16 protein-coding genes are annotated in these 19,194 nt (G+C 68.0%); 13 read left to right on the top strand and 3 right to left on the bottom strand.

Going from position 1 to position 19,194, the window contains the following annotated elements; all coding sequences use genetic code 11:
• The first annotated feature begins 5 nt into the window (after positions 1-5).
• Positions 6-2,564, top strand: a complete 2,559-nt coding sequence (locus BZF57_RS07605) for a TonB-dependent receptor (RefSeq protein WP_169712938.1) — start codon at positions 6-8, stop codon at positions 2,562-2,564.
• Positions 2,565-2,666: 102 nt separating this feature from the next.
• Here BZF57_RS07605 and BZF57_RS07600 read toward each other — a convergent pair whose 3' ends face one another.
• Entirely contained in the window at positions 2,667-3,647 is a 981-nt protein-coding gene (locus BZF57_RS07600) for a Vgb family protein (protein ID WP_086736403.1), read from the bottom strand.
• 178 nt (positions 3,648-3,825) lie between these two features.
• Between BZF57_RS07600 and BZF57_RS07595 the strand changes: the two genes are divergently transcribed.
• From BZF57_RS07595 to BZF57_RS07540, 12 genes are all read left to right on the top strand, one after another.
• Complete coding sequence (locus BZF57_RS07595; protein ID WP_086736401.1) at positions 3,826-4,914, top strand: putative urea ABC transporter substrate-binding protein; 1,089 nt, start codon at positions 3,826-3,828, stop codon at positions 4,912-4,914.
• A gap of 4 nt (positions 4,915-4,918) precedes the next feature.
• A complete protein-coding gene (locus BZF57_RS07590; RefSeq protein ID WP_086736399.1) occupies positions 4,919-5,734 on the top strand; it encodes an ABC transporter permease in 816 nt (271 codons plus the stop codon).
• A complete protein-coding gene (locus tag BZF57_RS07585; protein ID WP_086737079.1) occupies positions 5,731-6,528 on the top strand; it encodes an ATP-binding cassette domain-containing protein in 798 nt (265 codons plus the stop codon). Before BZF57_RS07590 ends, BZF57_RS07585 begins: the two co-directional genes overlap by 4 nt.
• A 12-nt stretch (positions 6,529-6,540) precedes the next feature.
• Entirely contained in the window at positions 6,541-7,017 is a 477-nt protein-coding gene (locus tag BZF57_RS07580) for a CopG family ribbon-helix-helix protein (RefSeq protein WP_240505889.1), read from the top strand.
• Positions 7,014-7,835 carry an urea amidolyase associated protein UAAP1 gene (locus BZF57_RS07575; protein ID WP_086736397.1) on the top strand — a complete coding sequence of 274 codons (822 nt, stop codon included), beginning with the start codon at positions 7,014-7,016 and terminating at the stop codon, positions 7,833-7,835. Before BZF57_RS07580 ends, BZF57_RS07575 begins: the two co-directional genes overlap by 4 nt.
• Positions 7,836-7,857: 22 nt before the next feature.
• On the top strand, positions 7,858-8,496 hold the full coding sequence (locus tag BZF57_RS07570; RefSeq protein WP_086736395.1) for an urea amidolyase associated protein UAAP2: 639 nt from the start codon (positions 7,858-7,860) through the stop codon (positions 8,494-8,496).
• Entirely contained in the window at positions 8,493-12,035 is a 3,543-nt protein-coding gene (gene uca, locus BZF57_RS07565; protein ID WP_086736393.1) for an urea carboxylase, read from the top strand. Before BZF57_RS07570 ends, uca begins: the two co-directional genes overlap by 4 nt.
• A 112-nt stretch (positions 12,036-12,147) precedes the next feature.
• The gene (atzF, locus tag BZF57_RS07560; protein WP_086736390.1) at positions 12,148-13,914 is read left to right on the top strand and encodes an allophanate hydrolase; all 1,767 of its coding nucleotides are present in this window, start codon (positions 12,148-12,150) and stop codon (positions 13,912-13,914) included.
• Between the two features lie 4 nt (positions 13,915-13,918).
• Entirely contained in the window at positions 13,919-15,397 is a 1,479-nt protein-coding gene (locus BZF57_RS07555) for an ATP-binding response regulator (protein ID WP_162290961.1), read from the top strand.
• Positions 15,387-16,298: a response regulator transcription factor gene (locus BZF57_RS07550; protein ID WP_086736386.1), complete on the top strand. Its 912-nt coding sequence runs from the start codon at positions 15,387-15,389 to the stop codon at positions 16,296-16,298. The genes BZF57_RS07555 and BZF57_RS07550 overlap by 11 nt, the downstream gene beginning before the upstream one ends.
• 137 nt (positions 16,299-16,435) lie before the next feature.
• Positions 16,436-17,449 carry a sterol desaturase family protein gene (locus BZF57_RS07545; RefSeq protein WP_086736384.1) on the top strand — a complete coding sequence of 338 codons (1,014 nt, stop codon included), beginning with the start codon at positions 16,436-16,438 and terminating at the stop codon, positions 17,447-17,449.
• Entirely contained in the window at positions 17,446-18,141 is a 696-nt protein-coding gene (locus BZF57_RS07540) for a hypothetical protein (RefSeq protein WP_086736382.1), read from the top strand. The genes BZF57_RS07545 and BZF57_RS07540 overlap by 4 nt, the downstream gene beginning before the upstream one ends.
• Here the strand turns inward: BZF57_RS07540 and BZF57_RS07535 are convergent.
• Positions 18,138-18,491 carry an ArsR/SmtB family transcription factor gene (locus BZF57_RS07535; protein ID WP_420810177.1) on the bottom strand — a complete coding sequence of 118 codons (354 nt, stop codon included), beginning with the start codon at positions 18,489-18,491 and terminating at the stop codon, positions 18,138-18,140. The genes BZF57_RS07540 and BZF57_RS07535 overlap by 4 nt on opposite strands.
• Positions 18,488-19,141, bottom strand: coding sequence for a peroxiredoxin (locus BZF57_RS07530; protein WP_086736376.1), 654 nt, complete (start codon positions 19,139-19,141; stop codon positions 18,488-18,490). Before BZF57_RS07530 ends, BZF57_RS07535 begins: the two co-directional genes overlap by 4 nt.
• Positions 19,142-19,194 lie beyond the last annotated feature (53 nt).

Genomic DNA, 19,194 nt, shown 5'->3' with positions numbered 1-19,194 from the left:
GCCTTATGAATATCCGTCTGGTTCTTGCCTCTGGCGCGGCTCTTGGCGCCATTGCCCTTTCCGCCCCCGCGATGGCGCAGGAGGCGCGCGAAACGACCCCGGCGGCCGAGGAGGAGGGCAATGCGATCATCGTCACCGCCCGCCGCCAGTCGGAAACCCTCGCCGAGGTCCCCGCGGCGGTCACCGTGTTCACCGCCGATGCCCTCGCCAAGACCGGCGTGCAGCGCGCGGATGACTTCGTCCAGCTGACCCCGGGCGTGACGATCGTAACCGGCACCGCCGAAGCGGGCGACACCCAGATCAACATCCGCGGCATCAACGGCGCGCGCGACGCGGAAAGCTCGGTCGCGCTGGTGGTCGACGGGATCCTCAAGACCAACACCGCGCAATTGAACCAGAACCAGGGCACGCTGCGGCAGGTCGAAATCCTGAAAGGTCCGCAGGGCGCGCTCTACGGGCGCAACGCGGCGGCGGGCGCGATCGTGCTCCAGACGCTGAAGCCGGGCGACCGGCTGGAAGGCGGGATGCTGGTGCGCGCCGGGCAGGACAACACCTACCTCGCCAACGGCTTCATCGCGACCCCGGTGGGCGACACCGCCGGCCTCGTGCTCTCGGCCAACTACTCGCGCACTGACGGCTTCTTCCGCAACAGCTTCCTCGACAACTCGAAGACCGTGGACGATCAGGAAGTCTTCGGCGTCGACGCGCGCTTCGTGACCGAACTGGGCCCCGACACCGAGCTCGACGTCAAGGCGCGCTACGCCGACCTCAAGGGCGCCTCGATCGCCTTCAACGCCGCCTTCCACCTGCCCAACTTCGCGGGCGTGAACCCGGCCTTCTTCGAGGACGTCAACGAGCACCCCTTCAACTTCTACTCGAACATCCGGCCGACCAACGACCAGACCACCTTCGAGACCTCGGCCAAGATCGAGCACAAGTTCGACGGGGCGACACTGACCGCGTGGCTGCCCTACAGCGATGTCGACCAGTCGCTGGTCGCTGACGGCACCTCGGCCGACTTCGCGCGCTTCACCTTCCCGGGCGCGACCCCCGCCTCGGTCGCGGCGTCCAACGCCTGCTTCGCCAGCACCGCCGCGCTCGCCGGCTACCCGCTCAACCAGCCGACCTTCATTGGCACCAGCCCGGTGCCCTTCATCTTCAACCCCGTGAACGGCTCGACCTTCGGGCCCTACAGCCCGACGACCTGCGACGGCACGCAGTTCCAGATCCGCCAGCAGGAAGACATCAGCGGCGAAATCCGCCTCGCCTCGAACGGCGACGGGCCGATCAACTGGCAGGTCGGCGGCTATTACCTCCACATCAACCGCGAAGTGGGCGTGAGCCTTGGCGCGGACCTCGGGCGGGGGGTGATCCGCGAGCTCTACAACGCGCCCGGCACCACCAACCCGACCTCGCAGCTCTACCACGATGCCTTCACCACCGATGTCTACGCGATCTTCGGCTCGGTCGAGGGTGACATCACCGACCGCTTCAACGTCACCGTTGCGGGCCGTTACGACATCGAGGACCGCAGGGTCGAAAGCCTCGTGCCGGCGGTGCGCGATCCCTTCACCGGCGGGCCTATCAATCCGGGTCAGGCGATCGTGGGCGGCAATGTCCAGACCATCGCGCCGCAATCGGGCAGCTTCAAGCAGTTCCAGCCCAAGATCTCGCTGCGCTACGAGCTGACCGACGATATCAACCTCTACGGCAACTGGGGCATCGGCTTCAAATCGGGCGGGTTCAACAACCAGGGCTCGGCCGCGATCGTCAATTCGGCCTTCAACCAGTTCATCGGCACCAATGTGCGGATCAACGACAAGTACCGCAAGGAAACCTCGAGCGCCTTCGAAGCGGGCGTGAAGGGCACGCTGCTCGATGGCGCGGTGACCTTCGATCTGGCGGGCTACTACACCAAGATCGACGACATGCAGTTCTTCGAGTTCTTCGTCGGCGGCTTCGGCCTGCTGCGCGTGGTCTCGAACATCGACGAGGTCGAGGTCTACGGCGGCGAGCTCAACCTCAGCGTCGAGCCGGTCAAGGGCTGGACGCTGTTCGGTTCGGCCAACCTCACCGAAAGCGAGATCAAGGCCAATGCCTCGCGTCCGGTCACGGTCGGCAACAAGTCGCCCTATACCGCCGACTACACCATCAACCTCGGCACCCAGATCGATCTGCCGGTGACCGACAGCATCAACTTCGTCACCCGCGCGGATTACCGCATCACCGGGCCGACGTGGTTCCACACGCTGCAGGACAACACCAACCCGACGCTGTTCAGCGGGCTGCTGCCGCTCCCGGCCGATGCCAATTCGCCCAACAAGCTGGTGCTGCCGGCCTTCGTGGGCGATGCCGACTACTCGGTCTCGCGCCGCGACACCTTCGGGGTGATGGACCTGCGCGTCGGGTTCGAGGGCGAGAACTGGTCGGTCACCGCCTGGGCGGAAAACCTGTTCAACGAGAAGTATCTCAACGAAGTCATCACCGCGGTCGAATTCGGGGGATCGTTCATCTCGCCCGGCGGCCGCCAGCGTTTCGGCGTGGAGCTTGGCTACAAGTTCTGACGCCTCTGATCCGATGTCCGGGCCCTTCGGGAAACGATAACGGGCACGGAAACGGGAAGCGCGCGGGGTTCTGCGACCCGCCCCGCGCGCTTCTTTTATGGCCTATTTGCCCGCAGGCGGGCTCCACCACGACAGCGTCTGGTTGTCATGCGCCGAGGTCCACACGCCCTTCGGCGTCCAGCGCAGCGCGCCGCTGCCGACCGCGGCCCCCATGCGGGCGCGGATCTTGAGGGTGGCCGGATCGATCACCACCATCGTCTGGTCGTCGGTCGTGCGCAGCCACACCGCACCGCCGCCGGTGTCGATATCGCCCCACTTGAGATTGTCGCCCACCAGCGTGCGCCCGGTGACGGCGAGGCTCGCGGGATCGATCTTTGCCACCGTCCCGTCGCCCTGTTCCTGCACCCACACCGCGCCTTCGCCCGCGGCGAGGAAGCCGGGGGTGTCGCCGAGCGCTGCGGTGCCGGTGACGGCGTTGGTGGCCGGGTCGATCTTCTGGAGCAGCTTGCCCTCGCTCGACACCGCCCACAGCGCGTCGAAGCCATAGGCGAGGTACCAGGTCTCCTTCGTCACGCCGACCGTGGCGGTGATGGTGTTGGTGGCCGGGTCGATCCGCGCGACCTTGCCCGCCGGGTCCGACGGCACCCACACCGATCCCGCGCCCGCGACCACGTTGGTCTCGCCCTTGGGGTTGGCAAGGCCGGTGGCGATCTTCGCCTCGACCGCGGCGGTGGCGAGGTTGATGCGCCACACCTCGCCCCCGGTGCAATTGGCGACCCACAGCGATCCCGCCGCAATCGCCATCGTACCGCAGGGGCGCGGCACATCGGCCTTGGCCTCGAGGCCCTTGGGCGACCATTTCTCGACCCGCCCGGCATTGGTGACCCACACCGCATCGCCATCGACCGCGAGGAAATCGGCAAAGCCGGGCACCTTCATGGCGTTCTCGGCAAGGTCGGGCACGGGGCCGACCGCGTCCTTGGGCGGCGGGCTGTTCTCGGCGCAGGCGCCCACGCTCAGGGTGGCTGCAAGGCTCGCAGCGATGATCGCGGCGAGCGGGCGGGCGGCGGTTTTGCGTGTCATGGGTATCGGCCTCCATGCAAGGGCAGGGGGAGTGGAGAGGAGCGCCTTTTGCGGGCGCGGCACCTGCCATTGTGGAACCAATCTCCCCCATATTACGTTTGCAATCAATCGTAATAATTCAGGTGGACAAACGCCCCGACAACGCGGATGTTCGCAGGCGCAACATAGGGGACGAATCATGCTCCACCACCTCTCCCGGGCAGCCCGCTTCCTCCTCCTCGGCCTCGCGGCGCTGCTGGTGACAGCATGCTCCGTCGGGGAAGAAGAGGCGTCCGCACCCAAGACCGAATTCAACATCGGCTGGTCGATCTACGCCGGGTGGATGCCCTGGCCCTATGCCGAGCAGGCGGGCATCGTGAAGAAGTGGGGCGACAAGTACGGCATCACGATCAAGTTCGTGCAGGTGAACGACTATATCGAGAGCGTGAACCAGTACACCGCGGGCAAGCTCGACGGTGTGACAGTCGCCAACATGGACGCGCTGACGATCCCCGCGGCAGGCGGCAAGGACACCAGCGCGATCATCCTCGGCGACTATTCCAACGGCAATGATGCGGTGCTGCTGAAGGGCGCCGACAATGTCGCGGGGATCAAGGGCCGGCAGGTCTATCTCGCCGAGCTTTCGGTCTCGCACTACCTGCTCGCCCGCGCGCTCGAAAAGAACGGGCTGAAGCTGACCGACGTGAAGACGGTCAACACCTCCGATGCCGACATCGCCGCCGCCTTCGCCTCACCGCAGATCGATGCCGCGGTGGCGTGGAACCCGCAGGTGACCACGATGAAGGGCGTGCCGGGCACCAGGGCGGTGTTCACCAGCGCCGATATTCCGGGCGAGATTCTCGACCTGATGGTGGTCGATACCAAGGTGCTCAAGGCCAACCCCAACCTCGGCAAGGCGCTCGCGGGCATCTGGTACGAGACGATGGCGCTGATGGCGAAGCAGGATGCCGAAGGCGCAGCGGCGCGCGCGGCGATGGCGAAGCTGGCCGGCACCGATGCCGCGGCCTTCGAGGGTCAGCTTTCGACCACCTTCCTCTACACCGATCCCAAGGCGGCGGTCGCGGCGATGGCCTCGCCCGAGCTCGTCACCACCATGACCCGCGTGCGCGACTTCTCCTTCGCGCAAGGCCTGTTCGGGCAGGGCGCGCGCTCGGCCGATGCGGTGGGGATGGAGTTCCCGGGCGGCAAGACGCTCGGCGACAAGGCGGCGATCACGCTGCGTTTCGATCCGACCTTCATGCAACTGGCTGCCGACGGGAAGCTCTGAGCCGATGCGCTGGGTAACGGCACAGCCGACCCGTCGCGGGAGCCTCCTGCTCGGCGCGCTGCCGCTGCTGGTGCTGGCCTTCGGCTACATCATCGCTGCCGCGGCGCGCCATGCGGACAATCCCGCGGACAAGATCCTCCCGCTGCCCGGCGCGATGGCCGCAGCGATGGCGGGGCTGGTGTTCGAGGCCGATCCGCTCTCGGGCCAGTACCTGTTCTGGGCCGATACCATCGCGAGCCTTTCGCGGCTCGGCATGGGGCTCGGCATCGCGACGCTTTCGGCGCTGTTGGTCGGTCTCGTGCTTGGCGCGCTGCCGCCGGTGCGCGCGACGCTCGGCCCGCTGGTGACCGCCATCGCGGTGATCCCGCCGATCGCGCTCCTGCCGATCCTGTTCATCGTCTTCGGCCTCGGCGAGACGGCCAAGGTCGCGCTGATCGTGGTCGGCGTCGCGCCCTTCATGATCCGCGACGTGGCGGGCCACATCGGCGCCCTCCCGCGCGAGCAGGTGATCAAGGCGCTCACGCTCGGCGCGAATTCCTGGGGCGTGATCCTGCGCGTCGCCCTGCCGCAGGCGATGCCGCGCCTGATCGAGGGACTGCGCCTCTCGCTCGGCCCCGCATGGGTGTTCCTGATCTCGGCCGAGGCGATCGCGGCCGACGTCGGCCTCGGCTACCGCATCTTCCTCGTGCGGCGTTACCTCGCGATGGACGTGATCCTGCCCTATGTCGCGTGGATCGCGCTGCTGGCGGTGGTTATGGACGTGGCCCTCACCTTCGCCAGCCGCCGCCTCTTCGGCTGGGCCCATCTGGGGGCGCGCTGATGAGCCTGCTGTCGCTCAGCAACGTCTGGGTCGAGTATGGCGAGAAGGTCGTGCTCGAACGCATCGCGCTCGACATCGAGGAGGGTGCCTTCGTCTCGATCATCGGGCCTTCGGGCGCGGGCAAGAGCAGCCTCTTGCGCGTGATCCTCGGGCAGGAGAAGCCGACGCGCGGGCGCATCACGCTGGACGGCGCGCCGCTGCCGGCCGAGTGCGGGCCGGACCGGGGCGTGGTGTTCCAGCGCTATTCTGTCTTTCCGCACCTCACCGTGCTGGGCAACGTGTTGCTCGGCGCGGAGTTCGCCGCCGCGCCCTTTGCCGCGCGGCTGTTCGGCAGCGCCCGCCGCGCAGCCATCGCCGAGGCCGAGGCGATGCTCGGCGAGGTCGGGCTGGGCGATGCCAAAGACCTTTACCCCGCGCAGATGTCGGGCGGGATGCAGCAGCGCTTGGCAATTGCGCAGGCACTCATCAAGCGACCGCGCATCCTGCTGCTCGACGAGCCCTTCGGCGCGCTCGACCCCGGCATTCGCGCGGACATGCACCAGCTCATCACCCGCCTGTGGCGCGAGCATGGCCTCACGATCATCATGGTCACCCACGACATCAAGGAGGCCTTCGGGCTCGGCACGCGGGTGCTGACCTTGGACAAGCGCCGCCACGATCCGCACGCCCCGCACCGCTATGGCGCAGGCGTGGTCTACGACCTCGCACTGACCCGCAAGCAGGCGGCCGAAGCGCCGCCGCCGCCGGTGGTGGACCCGCCAAGTATTACGATTGACACGATAGGTAATAATTGAGATGCCGGTCGCATGAGCTCCCCCGAACCTTCCCGCCTCGCGCGGCTCTCCATGAGCCTTCCGGCCGAGCTGTTCCGCCAGCTCGACATGATGGTCGAGGAGCGCGGCCTGCCGTCGCGTTCGCAGCTGATCGCCGAGCTGATCCGCCACGCGCTCGCTGAGCACGAGGCGCTTACGCGGCCCGACGAGACGCTCGCGGGCACGATCACCATCGTCTATCAGGGCGGGGGCGGGCGGGTGCGCCAGCAGCTCGCCGAAACGCAGGTCGATTACCTGAAAGAGGTGATCTCCTCGCAGCACGTCTTCCTCGAGGAAGACCAGTCGCTCGAGGTGCTGCTGGTGCAGGGACCCGCGGTGCGGCTGAAGCAGCTGTGCGATGCGCTGCGGGCGATCAGGGGTGTGCAGCAATTGCAGCTGGTCACCACCACCGCGCTGCTCCCGCCGCTCCACGAACAGGATGTGCCCCCTGCAAAGGAGGCCGCCGAATGAGTGCGACCGCCGACCCCAAATCCGCCCGCGAACACGCCCGCGCGCAAGGGGGTACGCGGGTCGAGACCATGCCGGTCCTGCCCCCCGTGGCGGACGATCTGCCCGAGGGTGTCGCGCCTGCCGACCTCGTGTGGGAAGAGACCGTCGCGCCGGGCGGCTACACCTCGCGCCGGATCGCGCGCGGCACGCGGCTGCGGCTGATCGACAAGGGCGGGGACGCCTGCGCCAGCCTCAACATCTTCAACGCCGAAATGCCGACCGAGCGGCTGAATGTCGCCGATACGGTCAAGGTCCAGTGGAACGCCTATCTGGGCGAGGGCAAGCTGCTGCTCTCGGACATGGGCCGGGTGCTCGCGAGCATCATCGCAGACGGCGCGGGCACGCATGACACCTTCTGCGGGGTCTCCAATGCGGCGGGCAATCTCAGGAAGTATGGCGAGGGGCGGAACTCGGGCGCGTACCCCAACGGGCGTGACCGGCTGATCCTCGGCGCGGCCAAGCACGGTCTGACGCGGCGCGATGTCCACCCCGCCGTCAACCTGTTCAAGGGCACGAAGATCGAGGCCGATGGTGCCATCACGCCCCTCGTCGGGCCTTTCGCACCGGGCCGCGAGGTGCTGCTGCGCGCCGAGATGGACGTGATCGTGGTGATCGCCAACTGCCCCCACGTCCTCGACCCGCGCCCCGAATACCACTCCACCCCGCTGCGCATCACCGCATGGCGCGGGCCTGTGACCCCCGAGACCGACACCACGCGCAATGCCACGCCAGAGGGCATGCGCGCCTTCCTCAACACCGAGGATTACTACCGCCGCTAACCCTTTCGACCGAAAGCATAACATGACCAGCGATCCGGCCCTCTCCGGCCTCACCGGCACCATCATCCACGACGAGATCGTGCCCGCGCGTGCGCCGTGGCTGCACCATGTCGCCAAGGGCGAGGTGCTGCGGATCGTCGATCTGGAGGGCAACCAGGCGGTCGATTTCCTGATCTATTCCGCCGCCGACGATGCCGAGCGCTATTCGGCGCAGGACACCGTCGCGGCGCAAGGCAACCTGTTTCTGCGAACGGGCACCGTGCTGCTCTCGAACGAGGGCAATCCGATGATGACCATCGTCGATTCCGCGGTCGAATATCATGATACCATCGGCGGCGCCTGTTCCTGCGAAAGCAACACGTTGCGCTACGGCCACCACACCCGCCACCAGCACGCCTGCGTCGACAATTTCCTCGAAGCCAACCTCGCCGAAGGGCGTGGGAAGCGCGACATCGTCTCGAACATCAACTTCTTCATGAATGTGCCGGTGGAGGATGACGGGACGCTCGGCATCGTCGACGGCATTTCCGCGCCCGGCCTCACGGTCGATCTGCGCGCGGAGATGGACGTGATCGTCGTCGTCTCCAACTGCCCGCAGATCAACAACCCCTGCAATGGCTTCAACCCGACGCCGGTGCGGATGATCGTCGCAGGCGCATGAGTTTCGACACCGTCCTCATCGCCAACCGGGGCGCGATCGCGACGCGGATCATCCGCACCGCGAAGCGCATGGGGCTGCGGACGGTAGCGGTCTATTCGGACGCGGACGCAGGCTCGCTCCATGTCAGCGCGGCGGACGAGGCGGTGTGCATCGGTGCGGGGCCGGCGGCGCAATCCTATCTCGACGTAGAGGCAATCCTCGCGGCGGCCGCGGCGACAGGCGCAGGGGCGATCCACCCGGGCTACGGCTTTCTCGCCGAGAATGCGGAGTTTGCCGAGGCTTGCGCGGCGGCGGGGATCGCCTTCATCGGGCCGACCCCTGAAAACATCCGCACCTTCGGCCTCAAGCACTCGGCCCGCGCGCTGGCATCGGCGCACGATCTGCCGCTCGCGCCGGGCACCGGACTGCTCACCGGCGAGGACGAGGCGGCCGAGGCCGCGGGGCGGATCGGCTATCCGGTGATGCTCAAGGCGACTGCCGGAGGCGGCGGCATCGGGATGCGCATCTGCGAGACCGAGGTGCAGGTGCGCGAGGGTTTCGCCGCCGTGGTGCGCCAGGGCGAGGCGAGCTTCGGCGATGCGGGCGTCTTCCTCGAACGCTACATCGCCCGCGCGCGCCATATCGAGGTGCAGATTTTCGGCGACGGCAAGGGCCGCGTCATGGCGCTGGGCGAGCGCGACTGCTCGCTGCAACGCCGCAACCAGAAGGTGGTCGAGGAGGCCCCTGCGCCTTGCCTCTCCGACACCAAGCGCGCCGAGCTGATCGCCGCCGCCGGTCGGCTGGGCGAGGCGGCGGGCTATCTCTCCGCCGGGACGGTCGAGTTCCTCTACGACGCCGCGCGCGACGATTTCTTCTTCCTCGAAATGAACACCCGCCTTCAGGTCGAACACGGCGTCACCGAGGAGGTGATGGGGATCGATCTCGTCGAATGGATGATCCGGGGTGCGGCGGGCGATTTCGCCTTCATGGACGCCCCCGCGCCCGCGCCGAAGGGGCATAGCGTGCAGGTGCGGCTCTATGCCGAAGACCCGGCGATGGATTACCGCCCGACCACCGGCACGCTCACCAATGTCGCCTTCCCCGCTGACATCCGCGCCGAGACGTGGGTGATGTCGGGCAGCGAGGTCAGCGCCTTCTACGATCCGATGCTGGCAAAGCTGATCACGAAGGGCGAGACGCGCGAGGCAGCCATCGCCGCGATGCAGGCCGCGCTCGATGCCTCGCGGGTCGACGGGATCGAGACCAATCTGCGCTGGCTGCGCGAGGTGGTGCGTGCGCCGGGCTTCACCAGCGGCGAAGTGTCGACGCGGATGCTCGACAGCATCGCCTACCGCCGCCGCGCGCTGCGGGTGATCGCGGGCGGTACGGCGACCTCGGTGCAGGACTGGCCCGGGCGGCTCGGGCTGTGGGACGTGGGCGTCCCGCCGAGCGGCCCGATGGACGATCTCTCCTTCCGCCTCGGCAACCTGATCCTCGGCAATCCGGAGGGCACGGCCGGGCTGGAAGTCACCGCGAGCGGCCCGACGCTGCTGTTCGAGGCCGATGCCCTGATCTGCCTCACCGGCGCGGATTTCGGCGCGACGCTCGACGGCCAGCCCGTCCCGCGCGGCGAGGCGCTGCACATCGCTGCGGGCCAGACCCTCGCGATGGGCCGCGCGGGCGGCGGGGGAATGCGCGGCTATATCCTGTTCGCCGGCGGGCTCGACGTGGTGCCCTATCTCGGCTCGGCGGCGACCTTCACGCTCGGCCAGTTCGGCGGCCCCGCTGCCCGCGCGCTGGTGGCGGGGGACGTGCTGCATCTGGGCGAGGGCACGACCGGCGCGCCGGTGCCCGCGACGCTTCCCGAACTCGGCAGGGAATGGCGCATCCGTGTCCTCTACGGCCCCCACGGCGCGCCCGATTTCTTCACCCCCGCCGATATCGACGCCTTCCTCGCCGCCGAGTGGCAGGTGCACTACAACTCCAATCGCACCGGCGTGCGCCTTGTCGGCCCCAAGCCCGAATGGGCGCGGCGCGACGGGGGCGAGGCGGGGCTGCATCCCTCGAACATCCACGACAATCCCTATGCCATCGGCGCGGTCGACTTCACCGGCGACATGCCGATCATCCTCGGCCCCGACGGGCCTTCGCTGGGCGGTTTCGTCTGCCCCTTCACGGTGATCGCCGAGGATCGCTGGAAGATCGGGCAGCTTTCGCCCGATGATCGCGTGCGCTTCGTGCCGGTGAGCATCGCGGACACCGCACGACCCCTGCCCATCGCCGACCTCTCGCCGATCCTCGCCGAACTGCCCGCCACGGCCACCCGCCCGCGCACCACCTACCGCCAGCAGGGCGACCGCAACATCCTCGTCGAATATGGCGAGATCGTGCTCGATATCGAGCTGCGGATCCGCATACACGCGCTGATGCAGGCGCTGGAGCGACAGGCCTTGCCCGGCGTGATCGACATCACCCCCGGCATCCGCTCGCTGCAATTGCACTTCGACGGCGCGGCGCTCGATCAGGCAAGCGCACTCGCGGCGCTGATGCAGGCGGAAGAGGCGATGGGCGACCTCGCCGACTTCGAGGCCCCCTCGCGCATCGTCCACCTGCCCTTGAGCTGGCGCGATCCGGCGACGCAGGAGACCATCGACAAGTACATCGCCGCCGTGCGCGACGATGCGCCGTGGTGCCCCGACAACATAGAATTCATCCGCCGCATCAACGGCCTTGCCGACGCAAAAGCGGTCGAGGACCTGATCTTCGATGCGAGCTACCTCGTGCTCGGCCTCGGCGACGTCTATCTCGGCGCACCGGTGGCGACCCCGGTTGATCCGCGCCACCGCCTCGTCACCACCAAATACAACCCAGCGCGCACCTGGACCCCGCCCAATGTGGTCGGGATCGGCGGGGCCTATATGTGCATTTATGGCATGGAGGGGCCGGGCGGCTACCAGCTGTTCGGGCGCACGATCCAGGTGTGGAACACGCACCGTCAGGAGGGTGCTTTCACCGAAGGCAAGCCGTGGCTCCTCCGGTTCTTCGACCAGATCCGCTTCTTCCCCGTCAGCGCGGAGGAGCTGGCCGACTGGCGGCGCGATTTCCCGCACGGGCGGCGTTCGATCCGGATAGAGGAGACGACCTTCCGCCTCGCCGACTATCGCAAGTTTCTTGCCGACAACGCGGACAGCATCGCCGCATTCGAGGCCACCCGGCAGGCCGCCTTCGATGCCGAGCGCGCCGCGTGGGAGGCGAGCGGCGAGTTCGACCGCGTCAGCGCGCTGCTCGGCGCAGATAGCGGTGCGGGCGATGCCGCCGCGATCGAGGTGCCCGAGGGCGCCGATCTTGTCGAAGCGCCCTTCGGCGGGAGCGTCTGGAAACTGCTCGTCAGCCCGGGCGATCAGGTGGCCGAGGGCGAGGTGATTGCGGTGATCGAGGCGATGAAGATGGAATGCCCCTTCGAGGCCCCGGCCAGCGGCACGGTCGAGGCGGTCTATATCGCCGAGAGCCAGTCCGTTCACCCCGGCGCGCCGATGCTGGCTTTGCGGAGGGCATCGTGATGGTGGTGCGCTGCGTATCATTCTTTTCCCGTTCGCCTCGAGCGAAGTCGAGAGGCCCCAGCGAGGTGTCTCGACTTCGCTCGACACGAACGGATTGCGGGGAGTTCGTGGCATGACCCGGTTCGCCCGCCTTTCCGCCACGGCCATCGCGCAAGAGGTCAACGCCGGCACCACCACCGCGCTGGCAGTAATGGAGGAGACCCTCGCGCGCCTTGCCGCCTATGACGCGCACCAGCCGCAAGTGTGGATCAGCCGTGCCAGCCCCGCCGCCCTGCGCGCCGCCGCCGCCGCGATCGATGCGCGCGTGGCTGCGGGCGAGCACCTGCCGCTTGCGGGCGTGCCCTATGCGGCGAAGGACAATATCGATGTCCTAGGGCTCGAGACCACCGCAGCCTGCCCGGCCTTCGGCTATCGCCCCGAACGCTCGGCGACCGTAATCGAAAGGCTCGAGGCGGCAGGCGCGATCTGTGTCGGCAAGACCAATCTCGACCAGTTCGCCACCGGCCTTGTCGGCACGCGCAGCCCCTATGGCATTCCGCGGAACGCCTATAACCGCGACTATGTCAGCGGGGGCTCGTCGTCCGGCTCGGCGGTGGCGGTGGCGGCGGGGCTGGTGGCCTTCGGGCTCGGCACGGATACCGCCGGATCGGGCCGCGTCCCGGCGGCGTTCAACCACCTCGTCGGGCTCAAGCCGAGCAAGGGCCGCTGGAGCACGCGCGGGCTGGTGCCGGCGTGCCGGAGCCTCGATTGCATTACCGTGTTCACCGATGCCCTCGCCGATGCCGAGGCGGTCGATGCGGTGCTGGCAGGATTCGATGCCGCGGATGCTTTCTCGCGCGCGCCCGCCGATGTGCCGCTCGTAGGGAAGCGCATCGGCGTGCCGCGCCGCGACCAGCGCCAGTTCTTCGGCGATGTGCAGGCGGAATATCTCTACGAGCGCGCGCTCGGGGTGCTGGCGGGCGAGGGCACAATCGTCGAGATCGACATCGCCCCGCTGCTCGAGGCCGCGCGGCTGCTCTATGGCGGGCCCTGGGTGGCCGAGCGCACCGCTGCCGTCGCCGCGCTGCTCGAAAGCAATCCGCTCGCGATCGACCCCGTGGTGCGCGAGGTGATCGGGCCGGGCAGCACGATGCTCGCGACCGAATTGTGGAACGGCATCTACCGCCTCGCCGAACTCGCGCGGGTGGCCGAGACCATGTGGCAGGGGGTCGACGTGCTCGCCTTCCCCACCACCGGCACCACCTACCGCGTCGCCGAGCTGCTCGAGGCGCCCGTCGCGCTCAACAGCAATCTCGGGTTCTACACCAACTTCGTGAACCTGCTCGACATGGCCGCGATTGCCATTCCCGCAGGTGCACGGAGCAACGCCACCGGCTTCGGTATCACCCTCATCGGCCCGGCTCACAGCGACCGGGCGTTGATCGCCCTTGCCGGGGATTACCTCGCCGCTGCCGACCTTGCCCCGCCACCACCGCTCGACCTTGGAGACCGCATGGACACCGTCAAACTCGCCGTCGTCGGCGCCCACCTCGAAGGCATGCCGCTGCACTGGCAGCTCACCAGCAGGGGCGCGACCTTTGTCGGGGCCTTCACCACCGCGCCCAATTACCGGCTCTACGCGATGGCAGACAGCGTGCCGCCCAAGCCCGCACTGGTGCATTCGGACGAGGGCGCGGCGATTGCGCTCGAGGTCTACGAGCTCGACATGGCGAGCTTCGGCAGCTTCACCGCCGAGGTGCCCCCGCCGCTCGCGATCGGCACGGTGACGCTCGCCGATGGCAGCAGCGTCAAGGGCTTCGTCGCCGAGCCGCGCGCGCTGACGGGCGCGGAGGACATCACCCATCTGGGCGGCTGGCGCGCCTATATCGCTTCGCGGTGAGATGATGGCGGGGCGGCTCTCGACCTGGCTGCGCGGAGAGGGTGAGGCCGAGGCCTCGCTCGCGTCCCTGCGCGCCGCGAAGGACGCCGCTGAAGCCGCCAACGAGGCCAAGACCCGCTTCCTCGCCAGCGTCGCCCACGAGATCCGCTCGCCGCTCAACGCGATCTATGGCTACGCCCAGCTGCTCGAACGCGGTGACGGCAAGGACGTGCTCGGCGCCGCCCGCGTGATCCGCCGCAGCGCCGAACACCTCGCCCACCTGGTCGAAGGCCTGCTCGACATCTCGCAGGTCGAGGGCGGGGCGATGACCCTCTCGCGCGAGGCGATCCGCTTTCCCGAGTTTCTCGAACAGCTGATCGCGATGCTCGAATTGCAGGCGCAATCGAAGGGCCTCGCGCTGGTGCTGGAGCGGCCCGAGCGGCTGCCCGAATATGTCCACGCCGATCCCAAGCGGTTGCGGCAGGTGCTGATCAATCTCGTCGCCAACGCGATCAAGTTCACCGATCATGGCTCGGTGACGCTCAAGGTCGATTACCGCAACGAGCTGGCGACCTTCGCGGTGATCGACACCGGCATCGGCATCGCGCCCGAGGATGCGCAGCGCATCTTCGCGCCCTTCGAACGCGTCGGCGGCCCGGCGGGCGAGCGGCCCGGCGTCGGCCTCGGCCTCGCGATCACGCAGGCGCTGGTGCACATCATGGGCGGCGAGATCCGGCTGGAGAGCGCGCCGGGTGAAGGATCGCGCTTCACCGTGCGGCTGATGCTCTCGCAGCCGCTCACCCCGCCGAGCGAGCCTGCCCCGGAGGCTGGCGCCGTGACCGGATACCTCGGGCGCGAGCGCTGGGTGGTGCTGATCGATGACGATGCGGCGCATCTTGCGATGGTGAAGGGCTTTCTCGAACCGCTCGGCTTCCAAGTGCGCACCGCGTGCGATGCGGCCAGCGGCCTTGCGATCGCGGCACAGGTGCAGCCCGATCTGGTACTGTGCGACGTGATGCTGGGCAGCGAGAACGGCTGGGATGTCGCCGCGCAATTGCGCGCGCGTCACGGCGCGGCGCTCAAGATCGTCATGCTTTCGGGCGAGGGGCTGGGCTCCACCGTCCCGCCTCCGGCCAGCGGCGGGGCGAGCGATACCTTCATCATGAAGCCCTTCGCCTTCACCGATCTGCTCGATGTTATCGCCGACCAGCTCGGCATGGAGTGGGTGCGCGCCGCGGGCGAGCCGCGCCTGCCCGCCAAGGCCGGAGATGCGGCCACCGCACTCCCGCGCATCATCGCTCCGGTTGCCGCAGCCCATTGTGCCGAGATCGAGCGGCTGGTGCGGATCGGCCATGTCCGCGCGATCGAGGCCGAGATCGACGCCATCGCCGCGCTCGCCCCGGAAGCCGCGCCGCTTGCCGAGCGGATGCGCAGCGCGCTCGACAGTTTCGACCTCAAGGCTCTCGCGGGCCTCGCCAAGGCGGTGCAGACCGATGCCGCATAAGGACACGATCCTCGTCGTCGACGACAACCCGGACTCGCTCCGGTTCCTGGTCGACACCCTCGATGCGCAGAACATGACCGTGCTGATCGCCCGCAGCGGCGAGGCGACGCTGGAGCTGCTCGGCGAGGTGCAGCCCGACCTGATCCTGATGGACGCGGTGATGCCCGGCATGAGCGGGATCGAGACCACGCAGGCGATCAAGCGCAATCCGGCGACCGCGCATATTCCGGTGATCTTCATCACCGGCCTGGGCGATCCCGACCATGTCGTCGCCGCGCTCGGCACGGGCGGGGTGGATTATGTGCGCAAGCCCATCGTTGTCGAGGAGCTGCTGGCGCGCATCCGCGTCCATCTGGCCAACGCGCGGGCCAGTTCGCGCGCGCGGCTGGCGCTGGGGCTGGCGGGGCGTTCGCTTGCGGCGCTCGACGGGGCCGGCGCGCTGGTGTGGTGCACCCCGCAGGCCGAGGCGCTGTTCCTGCGCATCGATCCGGCCTGGACCCCCGACAGCGGCGCGCTGCCCGAGGGTCTCGCAGGCGCGCTCGAAGGCCTGCTTTCCGCTGAACCCGCGCAGCCCGGTGCCTCTGTCCGTGCGAGCCTGCGCGGCATCGACATCGATCTTGCCACGGTCGAAAGCGAGCGCGCGGGCGAGGTGCTGATCAAGCTCGCCGAAGTGCGCGAGGACGGCAAGGTCGCCGCGCTCCAGAAGCAGGGCGGGCTGACCCGGCGCGAGGCCGAAGTGCTGCTGTGGGTGAGCTACGGCAAAACCAACAAGACCATCAGCGAAATCCTTGGTATAAGCCCGCGCACGGTCAACAAGCACCTCGAACAGGTGTTTCGCAAACTGGGGGTTGAAACGCGCGCGGCAGCTACGGCCATCGCCGTGCGACTGATGACCGACTGACAGATCAGAATACCGACATAACAGCGCCTTACCTCGGGATCGCAGAGTTCTACGTCATTTGCCCACTTCCTCGCGCGCGCGAGGTCGCCATGGATTTCATGACGGGGAAACCGACACATTCTCGACTGGAGTGCAGCATGGCTGGAGTGCAGGTAGGCAAGCGGATCATCGGGGCGGATTCGCCCGTGACCGTCGGCTGGGAGAACATCGGCCGGGTCGAAGGCGGGCCGATCAAGCAGTTCGTCTTCACCTATTTCCAGCCGGCGATGCTGCTGCTGGCGATCGGCTTCTGGTACTACGCGCCCAACTGGCTCGCCGTCGCCTCGACCGCCATCGCCATCCGCCTCGGGTGGACGGTGCTGCTGCTCGCGCTCGAATGGGTCAATCCGCGCTATCAGAGCTGGCAGCTGACCTGGAAGGAATTCGCGACCGACGCCTTCTACGTCGCGCTCGGCATGACCTTCCTGCGGATGGTCGATGCCTATATCGGCGACGGGGTGATGGTCGCGGCGATCCAGGACGCGTTCGACTGGGAGAAGTTCGACTGGTTCACCGGCCTGCCGCTGCTGGTGCAGGCAGTGCTGATCTCGATGATCTTCGACTTCGGCCAGTACTGGATGCACCGCGGGATGCACAACTGGTACCCGCTGTGGCTGACCCACGCGCCGCACCACTACATCACCCAGCTCAACGTCCAGAAAGGCGCGGTCGGCAATCCGGTCGAGCTGTTCCTGATCGGGCTCGGCATCGGCGGCTTCTTCGACTTCCTGCCGCGCGCCTTCCTGCTGGCGGGCGCGATCGGGATGACGGTCGGCGTCTACCAGCACATCAACGTACGCTTCAACACGCCGCGCTGGTGGCGATTCATCTTCAACACCACCGAGCATCACTCGGTCCACCACTCGCAGGATTACGAGGCGACCCGCAGCAACTACTCGGGCACCTGGATCATCTGGGACCGCATTTTCGGCACCTGCGTCGATGGCGAGGCGGAACTGCTCGGCATGGAAGGCGGGCGCCGGATGCATATCGGCGAGACGATGGTCTTCCCCTTCCGCGAAGGCTGGCGTGACGCCAAGGCATGGCTGGCCAAGCGCTTCGGCGGCGGGGCTGCGGTTCCGGCGGCGGCCCAGCTGGAACCGGCGGAGTGAGCGGCGCTGCGGTCAGTCTGCGTCAGGAACGCCCGATCGTGAAGGGTCTCAAGCTTCCGCTCATCGACAACATCTGGCGCGTGCGCGGCGCGGTGCCGATCGATCCGTCGCTCTCCGCCGACCAGGCTTTCGCCCGGGTCGATCCGCTGCTGCGCACGCCGGGCACCACCATCGTCGCCGAGGGCGGGGCGCTGGTCTACAGCAAGCACAACCCCGCCGCGCAGGACAAGCTGGCGACCTTCACCCGCGGGCGGATGTGGATCGAGCAGGCGGGTGCCGGCGCCGTGCTGCGCTTCGATCTGTTCAGTCACGCCCTGCTGCTGTGCTTCCTCGCGCCGCTCCTGTTCCTCGGCTTTGCCCAGCTGGCGGTCACGCTCAACGCATGGGAAGCCGCGGGCTCCGAGGCTTCGGCCAAGGCCGAAAAGAAGGACGAGAAGAAGCCCCCGGTGGCCAAGAAGCTCAATCCGGTGGACGAGTTCCTCGGCGCGCCCGCGCCCGAGGATCCGAGCAAGAAGAAAGACAAGAACAAGGACAAGGACAAGGGCATGCACTCGCCGGACGAGGGGTATTACCTCGCCGGGTTCTTCTTCGTCGTCTATCTGGTCGGGCGCTGGCTCGAGCCCTTTCTGGTGCGCCGCCGCCTGCGTGCGGCGCTGGCCGCTCCGCCCGCAGCTGCCGTTCCCGCAGGCTAGGACAGCCGCGCGAAGTTGGCGACGCCCGATGCGCTCTGGCGCGAGGGCGTGGCGGGCGTGGCGGGCACAATGTCCGCTGCCGGAGCAAGACTGCCCAGCGCCGCGGTCACCTGCGCGACGTCGCGCCGGGCCAGCGAATAGAACACCAGCTTCGCCTCCTTGCGGGTCGAGACGAGACCCGCCTTGCGCAGCACGCCCAGCTGCTGCGAGAGCGCGGGCTGGCCGATACCGGTCGCCTGCTCGATCTCGCCGACATTGCGCTCCTCCGCCGCGAGCGCGGTGAGGATGCGCCACCGCAGCGGATGGGCGAGAGCCTTCAGCGCCTCGACAAGATCGCCCTCGGCCATCATTCGGGCGTGCCGCCGACCGGGCGGATGAACCAGGCGGTCGCTTCCTCGGCATCGAACACCGCGTCAAGATCGTGCCGCGGCGCTTCGAGCAGCGGCTCGCCCGGCTGCCAGTTGGCCGGCGCAAGGGCGCCCGAGGTGTCGGCGGCCTGAAGCCCCTCGAGGATGCGCAGCATCTCGGGGATCGAGCGGCCGAGGTTCGCCGGATAGCAGGTCATCGCCCGGATGATCCCCTTGGGATCGATGAAGAAGGTCGAGCGCACCGCCGCGCTGTCATTGTCCTGCGCCGCGACCATGCCGAAGCCGCGGGCGATCACCAGCGTCGGATCCTCGATGATCGGGAAGCGCACTTCGACCCCGTAACGGTCGCGGATCATGCGCAGCCAGGCGAAGTGGGCGAACAGGCTGTCGACCGAGAGCGCCATCAGCGCACAGTCGCGCGCCTCGAAGGCGGCCGCCTCGCGGGCGAGGGCGACGAATTCGGTGGTGCAGACCGGAGTGAAGTCCGCCGGGTGCGAGAACAGCACCAGCCAGCGCCCGCGAAAGGCCGAGAGACGCACGGGGCCGACGGTGCTGCGCGCCTCGAAATCGGGCGCGGCATCGCCGATCCTGAGGCTGGCGCAAGGGGATGGCTGGGTGGCGGGGGTATACATGCCGTCTCCATAGCACTTGACTCCGCGATTGCAATACATATACACGATTTATG

This window comes from Erythrobacter colymbi (genome assembly GCF_002155685.1).
Taxonomy (GTDB): Bacteria; Pseudomonadota; Alphaproteobacteria; order Sphingomonadales; family Sphingomonadaceae; genus Erythrobacter; species Erythrobacter colymbi.
The sequence above is the reverse complement of the archived record's forward strand: the minus strand, read 5'-3'. Positions and strand labels throughout refer to the sequence as shown.

Bases quoted from the DNA above. Each gene is read 5' to 3' on its own strand.
- BZF57_RS07595 (WP_086736401.1), top strand. From the start codon at position 3,826: ATGCTCCACCACCTCTCCCGGGCAGCCCGCTTCCTCCTCCTCGGCCTC.
- BZF57_RS07535 (WP_420810177.1), bottom strand. From the start codon at position 18,491: ATGATGGCCGAGGGCGATCTTGTCGAGGCGCTGAAGGCTCTCGCCCAT.
- BZF57_RS07530 (WP_086736376.1), bottom strand. From the start codon at position 19,141: ATGTATACCCCCGCCACCCAGCCATCCCCTTGCGCCAGCCTCAGGATC.
- BZF57_RS07575 (WP_086736397.1), top strand. From the start codon at position 7,014: ATGAGTGCGACCGCCGACCCCAAATCCGCCCGCGAACACGCCCGCGCG.
- BZF57_RS07590 (WP_086736399.1), top strand. From the start codon at position 4,919: ATGCGCTGGGTAACGGCACAGCCGACCCGTCGCGGGAGCCTCCTGCTC.
- BZF57_RS07550 (WP_086736386.1), top strand. From the start codon at position 15,387: ATGCCGCATAAGGACACGATCCTCGTCGTCGACGACAACCCGGACTCG.
- BZF57_RS07605 (WP_169712938.1), top strand. From the start codon at position 6: ATGAATATCCGTCTGGTTCTTGCCTCTGGCGCGGCTCTTGGCGCCATT.
- BZF57_RS07580 (WP_240505889.1), top strand. From the start codon at position 6,541: ATGAGCTCCCCCGAACCTTCCCGCCTCGCGCGGCTCTCCATGAGCCTT.
- atzF (WP_086736390.1), top strand. From the start codon at position 12,148: ATGACCCGGTTCGCCCGCCTTTCCGCCACGGCCATCGCGCAAGAGGTC.
- BZF57_RS07545 (WP_086736384.1), top strand. From the start codon at position 16,436: ATGGCTGGAGTGCAGGTAGGCAAGCGGATCATCGGGGCGGATTCGCCC.
- BZF57_RS07555 (WP_162290961.1), top strand. From the start codon at position 13,919: ATGGCGGGGCGGCTCTCGACCTGGCTGCGCGGAGAGGGTGAGGCCGAG.
- BZF57_RS07570 (WP_086736395.1), top strand. From the start codon at position 7,858: ATGACCAGCGATCCGGCCCTCTCCGGCCTCACCGGCACCATCATCCAC.
- BZF57_RS07600 (WP_086736403.1), bottom strand. From the start codon at position 3,647: ATGACACGCAAAACCGCCGCCCGCCCGCTCGCCGCGATCATCGCTGCG.
- uca (WP_086736393.1), top strand. From the start codon at position 8,493: ATGAGTTTCGACACCGTCCTCATCGCCAACCGGGGCGCGATCGCGACG.